The organism is Pseudonocardia broussonetiae, from assembly GCF_013155125.1.
In the GTDB taxonomy this organism is placed as follows: domain Bacteria; phylum Actinomycetota; class Actinomycetes; order Mycobacteriales; family Pseudonocardiaceae; genus Pseudonocardia; species Pseudonocardia broussonetiae.
In genome coordinates, this window is record NZ_CP053564.1 from 166630 (window position 1) to 178875 (window position 12246).

Annotated in this window: 11 protein-coding genes and 1 tRNA gene; 7 read left to right on the plus strand and 5 right to left on the minus strand. The window is 74.8% G+C overall.

The window, feature by feature from the left end; genetic code table 11:
• The first annotated feature begins 10 nt into the window (after positions 1-10).
• From HOP40_RS00835 to HOP40_RS00855, 5 genes are all read left to right on the plus strand, one after another.
• Positions 11-2404 (plus strand): helicase domain-containing protein, encoded by a 2394-nt coding sequence (locus HOP40_RS00835; RefSeq protein WP_240157446.1) that lies wholly within the window; start codon positions 11-13, stop codon positions 2402-2404.
• 14 nt (positions 2405-2418) lie between these two features.
• Complete coding sequence (locus HOP40_RS00840) at positions 2419-3663, plus strand: carboxylate--amine ligase (RefSeq protein WP_172153934.1); 1245 nt, start codon at positions 2419-2421, stop codon at positions 3661-3663.
• Between the two features lie 14 nt (positions 3664-3677).
• The gene (locus HOP40_RS00845; protein WP_172153935.1) at positions 3678-4979 is read left to right on the plus strand and encodes a sensor histidine kinase; all 1302 of its coding nucleotides are present in this window, start codon (positions 3678-3680) and stop codon (positions 4977-4979) included.
• A 48-nt stretch (positions 4980-5027) separates the two neighbouring features.
• A tRNA-Leu gene (locus HOP40_RS00850) sits at positions 5028-5112 on the plus strand.
• Between the two features lie 59 nt (positions 5113-5171).
• On the plus strand, positions 5172-5990 hold the full coding sequence (locus HOP40_RS00855; RefSeq protein ID WP_172153936.1) for a DUF1707 SHOCT-like domain-containing protein: 819 nt from the start codon (positions 5172-5174) through the stop codon (positions 5988-5990).
• A 4-nt stretch (positions 5991-5994) separates the two neighbouring features.
• On the opposite strand, the gene HOP40_RS00860 is transcribed toward HOP40_RS00855, so the two are convergent.
• The 3 genes from HOP40_RS00860 to HOP40_RS00870 all read right to left on the minus strand — a co-directional run bounded on the left by HOP40_RS00860 (position 5995) and on the right by HOP40_RS00870 (position 9162).
• Positions 5995-6459, minus strand: coding sequence for a hypothetical protein (locus HOP40_RS00860; RefSeq protein WP_172153937.1), 465 nt, complete (start codon positions 6457-6459; stop codon positions 5995-5997).
• 128 nt (positions 6460-6587) lie between these two features.
• On the minus strand, positions 6588-7838 hold the full coding sequence (locus tag HOP40_RS00865; RefSeq protein ID WP_172153938.1) for an MFS transporter: 1251 nt from the start codon (positions 7836-7838) through the stop codon (positions 6588-6590).
• Positions 7839-7953: 115 nt separating this feature from the next.
• On the minus strand, positions 7954-9162 hold the full coding sequence (locus HOP40_RS00870; protein ID WP_172153939.1) for a thiolase family protein: 1209 nt from the start codon (positions 9160-9162) through the stop codon (positions 7954-7956).
• Between the two features lie 172 nt (positions 9163-9334).
• Between HOP40_RS00870 and HOP40_RS00875 the strand changes: the two genes are divergently transcribed.
• Positions 9335-9790 (plus strand): DUF4383 domain-containing protein, encoded by a 456-nt coding sequence (locus HOP40_RS00875; RefSeq protein ID WP_172153940.1) that lies wholly within the window; start codon positions 9335-9337, stop codon positions 9788-9790.
• A gap of 206 nt (positions 9791-9996) precedes the next feature.
• Complete coding sequence (locus HOP40_RS00880; RefSeq protein ID WP_172153941.1) at positions 9997-10437, plus strand: Hsp20/alpha crystallin family protein; 441 nt, start codon at positions 9997-9999, stop codon at positions 10435-10437.
• Between the two features lie 88 nt (positions 10438-10525).
• Here the strand turns inward: HOP40_RS00880 and HOP40_RS00885 are convergent, their stop codons facing one another.
• Together HOP40_RS00885 and HOP40_RS00890 are read right to left on the minus strand one after the other, a co-directional pair.
• Positions 10526-10855, minus strand: coding sequence for a helix-turn-helix domain-containing protein (locus HOP40_RS00885; RefSeq protein ID WP_420821779.1), 330 nt, complete (start codon positions 10853-10855; stop codon positions 10526-10528).
• A gap of 271 nt (positions 10856-11126) precedes the next feature.
• Positions 11127-11942 (minus strand): DUF2382 domain-containing protein, encoded by an 816-nt coding sequence (locus HOP40_RS00890; protein ID WP_172153942.1) that lies wholly within the window; start codon positions 11940-11942, stop codon positions 11127-11129.
• Positions 11943-12246: the final 304 nt, after the last annotated feature.

Here is a 12246-nt window from a genome sequence, read left to right on the forward strand (position 1 = left end):
ATTCTTGTGAATGCAGGCAGAAAACGATTCCACCGTTCTACACCTCCAGGATAACACCGCCGCCGGGCCGTCCTACGAGCAGGAGCGCGACGCCGAGACGGCCGTGCTCCACCGGCTCCACGCGCTGCTCGCCGCGGAGACGGCGGCCGCCTCCGACCGCGCCCGCGGCGTCCTGGCCGAGCGCGCGGGCGGCGAGCTGAGCGCCCGCTGGGAGCGCGACGTGTCGGCGCACCGCTGGTCGGAGCGGGTGTCGGCGCTGCGCGCGGCCCGCTCGGGGCTGTGCTTCGGGCGGCTCGACCACACCGACGGGGCGACGAGCTACGTCGGGCGCACCGGGCTCACCGACCCGGACGGCACCGACGCGGACGGCGTCGACGGCACCGGCAGCGCGCAGGTCGACTGGCGCGCGCCCGCGGCCCGCCCGTTCTACTGCGCGACCCTGGCGACGCCGCTCGGGGTGGTCCGGCGCCGCCACTTCGAGATCGCCGGGACCGCACCCGCCGAACGGGTCGCCGACTTCCACGACGACGTCCTCGACAGCGGCGCCGACACCGGTTCCGCCTCCGACCCGGCACTGCTCGCCGCGCTCCGGGCGCCGCGCGGGTCGACCATGCGCGACATCGTCACCACGATCCAGGCCGAGCAGGACGAGATCATCCGGCTGCCGCTGCCGGGCGTCGTGGTGATCGAGGGCGGCCCGGGCACGGGCAAGACCGCGGTCGCGCTGCACCGCGTCGCCTACCTGCTCTACACCTACCGCGAGCGGCTCGCCCGCAGCGGCGTGCTCGTCGTCGGCCCGAGCGCGGGTTTCGTCTCCTACGTCGGGGGCGTGCTGCCCGCGCTGGGCGAGTCGGCGGTGGTGTTCACGACGCCCGGGCGGCTCGCGCACGGCGTCGTCGCCACCGCGCTCGACCCCGACGACGTGGCCCGCGCCAAGGGGTCGCTCGCGGTGCTGGAGGTCCTGCGCCGCGCCGTCGCCGACCGCCAGGAGCTGCCGGCGTCGCCGATCACGATCGATCTGGACGACGTCACCGTCGAGGTCGACCGCGCGACCGCGGCGCAGGCCCGCCGCCGGGCCCGCGACACCGGGGCGACCCACCACGCCGCCCGCGCGGCGTTCCGCGACGCGCTCGGCGCCCTGCTCGTCGCGCAGGGCGTCGAGCGGCTGGGGGCGGACCTGGAGGACCCGCCGGAGATCGCGGCGATCCTGCGGGAGCTGGGCGAGGAGGTCGGGCCGTCGGGGGCCGCGCAGGTGACCGAGGAGCTGCGCCGGGAGCTGCGCGACGACCTGCGCCGCGACCCCGGCTTCCACGACGCCGTCGAGCGGCTCTGGCCGGTGCTGACCCCGGAGCGGGTGCTCGACGACCTGCTCTCCTCGCCCGACCGGCTGGCCTCCGCGGGGGCCGGCCGCGGGCTGCTGCGGCCCGCGGGCGCGGCGTGGACGGTCGCCGACGCACCCCTGCTCGACGAGCTGGCCGAGCTGCTCGGCCCGCCACCGGCGCCGCCCGCGGCGAGCACCGAGGACGACGAGCGCGCCTACGCCGCCGAGGTGCTCGCCATCCTGGAGTCGGCCGACCGCAACCTCGCCGGCGAGGACCCCGACGAGCTGCGCCCCACCGACTTCGTCACGGCCGACGTCCTCGCGGCGCGGCAGGTGCCCGGGCGGCTCGCGGGCGTCGCCGAGCGCGCCGCGGGCGACCGCGAGTGGCGCTACGGGCACCTCGTCGTCGACGAGGCGCAGGAGCTCTCGGCGATGGACTGGCACGTCCTGCTGCGCCGCTGCCCGACGCGATCGGTCACCGCGGTGGGCGACCTCGCCCAGCGCAGCGCCCCCGCCGGGGCGCGCACCTGGGCCGACGTGCTCGCCCCGGTGCTCGGCGACCGCTGGGCCCGTCGGACGCTCACCGTCAACTACCGGACGCCCGCGGAGATCATGGCGCTGGCCGCCGGGGTGCTGGCGGAGTACGCGCCGGAGCACCGGCCGCCCGCGTCGGTGCGGGAGACCGGGGAGAATCCCTGGGAGCGGACGGTGCCCGTCGCCGACCTGGGTACGGCCGTCCGGACGGCCGTCGACGAGGAGGCTGCTCGGCTGGGGCGCGGGACGCTGGCCGTGATCGCCCCCGACCCGGCTGCGCTCCCCCCGCTGCCCGTGCCGGTGCACTCGCCCGTGTCGGCGAAGGGCCTCGAGTTCGACGTCGTCGTGCTCGTCGACCCGAGCGGATCCGGGCGCACCACCCGGCCGACCTCTACGTGTCGATCACCCGCGCCACCCGGCGGCTCGGGATCCTCCGGGTGGAGCAGCCCGGCAGCGGACGGTAGCCGGAGCCGGGCACGGGGCTGCGCCGGGCGGGCGAGAGTTGGGGCCGCGGTGGGCGTCGGTTGCCCGTCCGTTGACCGTGCGTGAGCGAACCTGGACCCATGACGGTCACCCGGCTCGCGCCCCGCCCGGCGACCCGTGGCGCCGCGCTGCCCCGCCTGATCGTGCTGCACCCCAACGACGGGTCGCTGACGATCGCGCGCGTCCTCGCCCGCCGCGGGGTCGCGGTGCACCTGCTGACGAGCCCGGCGTTCGCGCACGCGCTGCGGTCGCGGTGCGTCACGGGGACGGTGCTGCCCGACCCCGCCGTCGCGCCCGAGCGGTGGACGAGCGAGCTGCGCCGCCTCGCCGACGACGGCGGCGGCGTCCTGCTCTCGGCCTCCGACGCGGCCACGACGTACCTGTCCGAGCACCGCGCCGCGATCCCCGCGGCGCTGCGCTCGTTCGAGTCCGCCGACGGCGCGCACCTCGGGTTGATGGACAAGCACCGCCTCTACGAGCTCGCCGCCGAGGCGGGCGTGCGGACACCGTGGATGCACCTCGTGTCCACCCGCGACGAGCTCGACGCCGTGCGCGGCGCGCTCACCTACCCCTGCATCCTCAAGGCCACGCTCGGCCACCTCGCGCGGGAGAAGGCCGGCTTCGGCACGACCCGGCTCGACTCGGAGGCGGAGCTGGAGGAGAAGGTGGGCATCCTGCTCGGCCTGGGGCTCGACGTCGTGCTGACCGAGCTCGTCCCCGGCCCGGAGACGGCGCTGGAGGGCTCGGTGCTGGTGCGGACGGCGTCCGGCGAGGTGGCGCTGCGCTACGGCCGCCGCAAGATCCGGCAGTGGCCCGTCGACTACGGGGTCGGCTCGATGCTGGAGTCGTTCGACGTCCCCGAGGCGCACGCCCACCACCTGCGCCTGCTGGAGCACACCGGGTTCGTCGGCATCGCCTCGTGCGAGATGAAGCGCCACGCCGTCACCGGCGAGCTGCACCTCATCGAGATCAACGTGCGGATCCCCGGCAACTTCGGGCTGTCGCAGGCCTGCGGCGCCGACGGGCCGTGGCGCCTCTACGCCTCGCTGGTCGGGCTGCCGCTGGACGCCCAGCCGCGCCCGGTGCCCGGCCGCAAGGTCTGGCTGCCCGAGGAGGACCTGCGGACCGTCCGCTTCCGCCTGCAGAACGGCCTGACCACCGTGCCCGAGGTGCTGGCGACGTTCCGCGGCGTCCGCGACGCCGGGGTGCTGTCGGTGCGCGACCCGCTCCCCGGCCTCACGTGGGCGGCCGAGCTCGCCACCCGCCGCCCCCGGCGCCTGGTCCGGGAGGCGCTGGCCCGCTCCTCGCGCCCGTGGCGGCGCTGACCCATCATGGGTCGATGCGACACCGGATCGTCGGGCTGGCGGTCGTCGCCGCGCTCCTGACCATCGCCCTGTTCGGCGGCCCCCTGGCCGCGGTGATGGCGATGTACATGCTGAACGCCGAGCACTCCGAGCTCGACAAGGCCACCGACACCCTCGCCCTGTCCCTCACCGCGGAGTTCGCCCGCGGGGAGCCGCCCGCCGCGCTGCCCCCCGTCGACGGCGTCACCTTCACCCTCTACGACGCCGTCGGCGCGCGGCTCGTCGGCGACGGGCCGGCCGTCGCGGACGGGCCCGTCGGGGACGTGCTGGCGGGCGAGGGCATCGTCGACGGCGACGGCGCCGGGGTCTTCCTCGTCGTCGTGCCGCTCTACGACGGCGACCGCGTCGTCGGCGCGCTGCGCGGCGCGGCCCCCCAGGCGCCGACCTACCTGCGGATCGCGCTCGCGCTCGCGCTGATGGCGGCGGGCGGGCTCGTCGCCGTCGGCGCGGTCTGGCTGGTGTCGCGGCGCCTGGCCGCCCGCCTCGCGCGCCCGCTGGAGGACCTGGCCGCCGCCGCGCGCACCGTCGGCGCGGGCGACTTCACCGCCTCCGCGCCGACCTCGCGGATCCCGGAGATCGACGAGGTGGGCACCGCCCTCAACGGGGCCGCCGCCCGGATCGGCGGGCTCGTGGCCCGCGAGCGCGCGTTCTCCGCCGACGCCTCCCACCAGCTGCGCACCCCCCTGGCCGGGCTGCGGCTCGGGCTCGAGGCCGCGCTGGACACGCCGGGGCAGAACCTGCACACCGTCGTCGTCACCGCGATGGCCGGGGCCGACCGCCTCGAGCGCACCATCGACGACCTGCTCTCCCTCACCCGCGACACCGACCGCCCCGGCGAGGCCCTCGACCTCGGCGCCCTGCTCGACGGCGTGCGTCGCGAGTGGACCGGTCCGCTCGCCGCCGCCGGCCGCAGCCTGTTGGTCACCGTGCCCGCCGACCCGCCGGTCGCCGCCGCCTCCACCGCCGCGCTGCGCCAGGTGCTCGGCGTCCTGCTCGACAACGCGGTGCGCCACGGCGGCGGCGCGGTCACCGTGACCGTCCGCGACGCGGGTGACGCGCTGGCCGTCGACGTCACCGACGGGGGCCCGGGCGTCACCGGGTCGGAGCAGGAGCTGTTCACCCGGCGCTCCGAGGCGGCCGACGGCCACGGCATCGGGCTGGCCCTGGCCCGCAGCCTCGCCGAGGCCGAGGGCGGGCGCCTGCTGCTCGCCGGACGCCGCCCCGCGCGGTTCAGCGTGCTGGTGCCGCTCGCACCGGTCCCCGCCCGCACGCCGTGAGGGGCGTCGGTTATTGTCTTCCCCAGTGCGCGGCCCCGGCCGCGAACGGTCCGAGTGGCGGAATGGCAGACGCGCTAGCTTGAGGTGCTAGTGCCCTTCAACGGGCGTGGGGGTTCAAGTCCCCCCTCGGACACCCACACAGATGTGCCCCACCGGGATCCCCGGGCGCGACGGTCCCCCTAGGATCCGCCCGTGCCCGCTGCGCAGTCGCCGACCACCCGTGCCCGCGACCTCGACCGCAGCGCCGTCTGCGCGGTGCTCGACACCGCGTACGCCGACGGTCAGCTCGACAAGATCGAGCACGGGGCCCGCACGACCGCGGCGATGGCCGCGAAGACGCTCGGGGAGCTGCGGGCGCTGGCCGACGACCTGCAGGTCGAGCAGGCGCTGCCGCCGCTGCGCACCCCGCGTCCGCCCGGGTCGCCCTCACGCCGGCGGCGGATCACGACCGGGCTGGTGGCGAGCCTGCTGTTCCTCGGCGCCGGCTTCGGGATCGGGTACGCGAGCGGGACCTCGGGCTCCCCGACCGCGGGGGCCGGCGACGACGTGGCGCCGGTGGTGGTCGGGCTGCAGGGCCTGCACAGCCGCGACGGGTTCGCCGCGCTGGTCGCCGCCGTCGGGAGCCGGTTCGGGTCCGCGATGGTCGCCGAGGCCGTGGTCTACCCCGAGTACGCCGTCATCACGATGCCCGCCCCCGGCGCGCCGGGACGCGCGCAGTCCTTCCTGTACCGGGGCGGCTTCGACGAGCCGTCCAACGCCGGCACCCGCACCGCGTCCGACCCGCTCGTCGACCTGGCTGCGGTGCGGGTCGACGCGATCCTCGGGCTGGTGGCGGGCGCCGGCGAGAGCCTCGCCGTGGCCGACCCCACCAGCCGCTACCTGATCATCGGCCAGAACGGCGGCAGCCCGTACGTCAGCGTCTACGCGTCGAACGAGTTCAACGAGTCCGGCTACGTGCGGGCCGGGCTCGACGGCACCGTCACGGCGGTCCACCCCTACGAGGCGGGCTGACCGCTCACAGCGGCACCACCAGGCGCGCCTTCCCCTGCTCGGCCGCGTAGCCCAGCGTGTACCAGGTGCCGCCGCCGCTCGACTCGTCGCCGCGCGGGAAGCCGATGACCAGCCCCGCGTGGTCGACCATCCACCGGTTGCGGGCGTGGTAGGCCGCCTTGCCGAGCAGGGTGGCCCCCATCTCGACGACGTCGGCGAGGCGGTCCTCGCCGCGCAGGCGGTCGATGACCTCGATCGAGCCCGCCGGCTGGTCGACGATCCGGCACGGCACCACGACGGTCAGCGCGGCCGTCGTGCCCGCCGCCAGCCACTGCAGGGCCGCGGTGTCCACACCGGATGCGCCGCCGACGTAGAAGTGGGCCGAGGCGTCGGCGAAGGGGCGGAGGTAGGCCTCGAAGGCGTCCGCCAGGCCGTCGACGGGGGCGTCGCCGATGCTGCGGGTGCCGGTGATCGCCACGCTGCGTTCCACTCGGGCTAGCTCCTCGGGTCGGGGGGTATCTCGCCGCCCGAACGTACCGCCCCCCGGACGTCAGGAAAGCCACGTTCCTGCAACCCGGTTGCGTGAACGTGGCTTTCCTGCAACTCCGCGGAGGGCCGTCAGGCCGGCACCGTCCGCCGCAGCAGGCGGCACGCCGCCACCCCCGCCGCGAGCAGGGCCGTGCCCCCCGCCACCACGAACGCCCACGGCACGCCCGCCACGTCGCAGACCCAGCCCAGCAGCGGGGCGCCGATCGGGGTCGTGCCGAGGAACAGCAGGCCGTGCAGGGCCATGACCCGGCCCTGCACCTCGGGCGCGCTGTGCAGCCGGAGCAGGCTGCGGGCCAGGGTGTTGAACAGGATGTTGGCGACGCCGACCAGGAACAGCGCCGCCAGCGCGACGGTCAGCTGCCCGGCCAGGGCCGCCACCAGGTTCACCGCGGCGAACACCACCGTCCACGCGAGCAGGCCGCGGCCCGTCACCCGCTCGCTCGACGCGGCCCCGAACGCACCGAGCACGGCACCCAGCCCCATGGCGGCCGTCAGCCAGCCGTAGGTGGACGCGTCGCCGCCGAGCACGTCGGTCGCCATCACCGGCAGGACCACCCGGAAGTTCTGGCCGAAGACCCCGACCACGGCCACCAGGAACAGGGCGGCGCGCAGCTCGCGGTGCCGCCACGCGTAGCGCAGTCCCTCACGCGCCTGGCCGGGGCCGCGGGCGACGCGGGTGGTGCGGTGCAACGCCGTGCGGTCGATCCGGAGCAGCCCGACGAGCACGGCGACGAACGAGACGGCGTTGACGGCGAAGGCCGGCCCGGCGCCCGCCGCCGCGATGAGGAGGCCGGCGACCGCGGGGCCGATGAGGCGCCCGGAGTTGTGGACCGTGGAGTTGAGGGCCTGCGCGTTGACGTAGTCCGCGGGCGGCACGAGGTCGGTGATGAACGCCTGGCGCGCCGGGCCGTCGACGACGGTGACCAGCCCCAGCAGCGCGGCCATGACGAACACGAGCGTGATCGAGGTGGCGCCGAGCAGCGTCGTGACCGCCAGGACCGCGGCCAGCACCCCGCTCGCGACCTGGGTGCCGACGATGAGCTTCCACCGGTCGAACCGGTCGGCCAGCACGCCGCCCCACATGCCGAGCAGCAGCACCGGCAGGAACTGCAGCGCGGTGGCCGTGCCGATGGCGACGGGGCTGCCGGTGAGCTCCAGGACCAGCCAGTCCTGCGCGATGCGCTGCATCCAGGTGCCGATGATGCTCACGGCGTGCCCGGCCATGAAGCGGCGGTAGTTGGGGTGCTCGAGCGACCGGAGGGTCCGGGCGAGGAACCGCGGGCGCGGCGGGGCGGGCTCCGGCACCTCGCCATCGCTCATCGGTCCGACGATAATCCGACGGCAGCGAGCTCCCCCGTCGTCGCATCGCAGGAAAGCCACGTTCCTGCAACCCGGTTGCGTGAACGTGGCTTTCCTGCAAGTCCGAGGAGGGCCGTCAGATCCGCTCGATGATCGTGGCGTTCGCGGTGCCACCGGCCTCGCACATGGTCTGCAGGCCGTAGCGCCCGCCCGTGCGCTCCAGCACCCCGAGCAGGGTGGTGGTCAGGCGCGCCCCGCTGGCCCCGAGCGGGTGCCCGATGGCGATCGCGCCGCCGTCGACGTTGACCTTCGCCGGGTCGGCGCCGGTCTCGGCCAGCCAGCTCAGCACGACCGAGGAGAAGGCCTCGTTGACCTCGAACGCGTCGATGTCGTCGATCGTCAGGCCCGCGCGGGCCAGGGCCTTCGCGGTGGCCGGGATGATGCCGGTCAGCATGAACACCGGGTCGTCGCCGACGACCGTGGTGGTGTGGATGCGGGCGCGCGGGCGCCAGCCCCGCCGCTCCGCGATCTCCGAGGTCGTGACGACGAGCGCCGCGGAGCCGTCGTTGATCGGGCTGGAGTTGCCCGCGGTGACCTTCCAGTCGAGGTCGCCGAACCGCTCGGTCCAGCGCTCGTCGGCGAAGGCCGGCTTGAGCCCGGCGAGGATCTCGGGGGTCGTGGACGGGCGGACGGTCTCATCGCGCTCGAGCCGGGTGACCGAGCCGTCGGCGTGCGTCACGTCGAGCGGCGCGACCTGGCCGGCGAAGTGGCCCTGCTCCCACGCCCGCGCCGCGCGGCGGTGGCTCTGCGCGGCGAACTCGTCGAGCTGCTCCCGGGAGAGGTCCCACTTCCGCGCGATCAGCTCGGCGCTGACGCCCTGCGGGATCAGCCCGCCCTCGTAGAGCCGCGCGATCGACGGGCCGTGGACGTCGGCGCGGACGCCGTCGACGACCGCGGAGCTGCCGATCGGCACGTGGCTCATCGACTCGACGCCCGAGGCGACGACGATGTCGTAGGCGCCCGCGAGCACGCCCTGCGCCGCGAAGGACAGCGCCTGCTGGCTGCTGCCGCACTGCCGGTCGACGGTCGTGGCCGGCACCGACTCCGGGAAGCCTGCGGCGAGCGCCGCGAAGCGGGTGGTGTTGCCGCTCTGCTCGCCGACCTGGCCGACCGCGCCGCCGATGACGTCGTCGATCTCGGCCGGGTCGAGGCCGGGCAGCCGGCCGACCGCGCTGCGCAGCGCGTGGGCGTGCAGCTCGACGGGGTGGACGTCGGCGTAGGCCCCGCCGGCCCGTCCCTTGCCGACCGGGGTCCGGACGGCCTCCACGATCACCGCGTCCCGCATGGTGCCTCCTCGCATCACAGTTGTTCAGTGCAACCCAGTCTGCGTTGCGTTCGGAAACTGAGCAAGGGGCGATGGCGCGCGTCACGTCCGCGCGCCGGGGGGCGCGTGTGGGCCAGGGGCAGAGGGGTACCTCGCGTCCACTGTGCAGTTCCCGTCGTCGAAAGGCGGACCGATGTCCTCCTACGAACAGACCCGTCACACCACCACCCGTCATCCCGTGCAGACCGCCGCGCTCGCCGTCGGCGTCGTGTTCCTGCTGGTCGGCATCCTGGGGTTCATCCCCGGCATCACGAGCAACTACGACCAGCTGTCGTTCGCGGGCCACAACTCGGGCGCGCTGCTGCTCGGCGTGTTCGCCGTGTCGGTCCTGCACAACCTCGTGCACCTGGCCTTCGGCATCGCCGGCATCGCACTGGCCCGCACCGCGTCGGGCGCCCGCAGCTTCCTGATCGGCGGCGGCATCGTCTACGCGGTGCTGTGGATCTACGGCCTGCTGATCGACCACGGCAGCGACGCCAACTTCGTCCCGGTCAACGACGCGGACAACTGGCTGCACCTGGCCCTCGCCGTCGGCATGATCGCGCTCGGCGTGCTGCTGGGCCGCACCGTGGCGCACCGGCGTCCCTGATCGCCCGCCCTGCCCGGTTGCAGCAAGGCCACCTTCACGCAACGGATCGTCCACAAGGTGGCCTTGCTGCAATTCGGGCGACGGCTGCGCGGCCGCGAAGATGAGTGTTGCGCTCCAGGAAAGCTGTAGTTACCATTGCAGGTATCGGAGCGGAGGTCCGCTCCGGGTGCATCGCTCACAGAGTCGACACGGAAGGAGTGGCCGCGATGCTCATGCGTACCGACCCGTTCCGGGAGATGGACCGCCTCGCCCAGCAGGTCCTCGGGGGCGCCACGGGGACCTGGTCCCGACCCACCGCCATGCCGATGGACGCCTACCGGTCGGGTGACGAGTTCGTCGTCGCGTTCGACCTGCCGGGCGTCGACCCCTCCGCGGTCGAGCTCGACGTCGAGCGCAACGTGCTCACGGTGAAGGCGGAGCGCCGCCCCGCCGCCACGGGCGACCACGTCGAGATGCAGGTGGCCGAGCGGCCGCTGGGTGCGTTCTCCCGCCAGCTGTTCCTGGGCGACGCCCTCGACGCCGACCACATCCGCGCCTCCTACGAGGCCGGCGTCCTGACGCTGCGGATCCCGGTCGCGGAGCGGGCGAAGCCGCGCCGGATCACCATCGAGCAGGCCGACGGCGACCGCAAGGAGATCAGCGCCTGACCCCCCTGACGAGGACGAGCTGACGACGAGCTGACGACGACGAGCCCCGCCGGACTCCGGCGGGGCTCGTCGCGTTGCGGGCGCACTACTACCGGGCGGCCTCGTCGGCCCCGTCGTCGTCGGCCCCGACCTCGGCCTCCAGCTCCGCGATGCGCGTGCGCGCCCGGCCGAGCTCGTCCTCCAGCCCCGTCACGCGGACGGCGGCGTCCAGGGTCAGCCCCTCGTCGAGCAGGGCCCGCATCCGCGCCACCAGCTCCAGCTGGTTGCGCGAGTACCGGCGGTGGCCCCCGCCGGAGCGGCCCGGGGTGAGCACCCCGGCGGCGTCGAGGCTGCGCAGGAACGCGGGCTGCACGCCCAGCAGCTCCGCGGCCTGCCCCATCGTCAGCGCCGGGAAGTCCTGGTCGTCGAGCCGCGACAAGCCGCGGGGCTCCGTCTGCCCGTCCGTCGTGCACCCCCTCCGTCGTGCCCTGCCCGCCCCCGCACGTCGAGCGGGGCCCGGCCTGACGGCCGGGCCCCGCTGTCGTTTCACCGTGCTGATCGATGATCGCGTATCTGTCCGGCTACCAGACGATCACCTCCGGGTCGTCGACGCCTCTGCCGTCCCTGCGGCACCGATGCCTCTCGTACGGATACACCTAGATTGGACCGCGCACTGGAGGTTCTGTCAACCCCCTGCGGTAGGTCCGGGGTCAGCTGCGACGGCGGCCGGTCGTGCCCGCGTCGTCGACCTCGATCTCCTCCTTGCGGACCTCGCCGCCGACGGTCTCGGTGTCGCGCACGGTCTCGGTGTCCACCCGGACGCGCTCGACCGGCACGGCCTCCTTGTCCACCACGGGGCGCTCGGCGTGCAGGGTGACCTCGTGCTCCTCCTCGGAGATCGCCGGCCCGTCCATCGCCGCACCCGCGTTGGCCTCGGTGATGGGCTCGCGCTCCACCCGCAGCTCCTCGTGCGAGACCGGCACCTGCACCTGCTGGTGCTCGGTCACGACGTGCTTGCGCAGCCGGGCCCGGCCCGCCTCCTGGCTCTCTGTGCCGACCCGCAGCTGCTCCTCGGAGCGGGTCATCGCGTTGTCCGTGGTGGGCCCGGAGGTGTCGTGGCCGACGGTGTCGGTCCGGTCGGTCCGGTCCCGGTCGGTCCGGTCGGTCCGGTCGGTGCCGGTCCGCTCGGTGCCCGTCCGGTGGCCGGTGCCGCCGTAGTCCAGGCCGTAGTGCCGGTAGAGGCGCTCCTCCTCCTCCACCGACAGGTGGCCGTCCTCGTCGATGTTCGGGGCGTCCTTGATGGTCGCCTTGTCGTAGGCGACGGTGACGCGGTCACTACCCGCCTCCGCACCCTGCACCGGCACGAAGTTCTCCTTCGTCCCGAACAGGCCGGTGTGCACGGTGATCCACTTCGGCTCGGTCGTCTCGTCGTCGTAGTAGACCTGGCCGATGCGGCCGAGCTTGTCGCCGTCGCGGTCGTACGCGGTGGTTCCGACGAGGTTGCGGAGCTGATCCTGGGTGATCACAGCGGTGTGTCTCCTTCCGCTCGCTTCGCGAGCCGGTGTCGTCGTCCCGGCAGGGGTGCCCGGACGAGGGCGTGCTCGTCACGGGGGCGGTCGACCGCGTCGCGGTCGGGCCGTCCTCGGGACCGTTAGATGTGGGTGGGGAGCCCAGTGGGTCCGGTGCAGGCTGTGCAGCCGCCGTCGCCACGCGTGCGGTGCCGGCAGCAGCCGGGCGCCGTGTCTCCCCGTCGACCCGGTCGGGCGTCCCCGTCCGGTGTCGGAATGAGCGTTACCCCCCGTGTGCGGACCACACACACGATGCGGACGA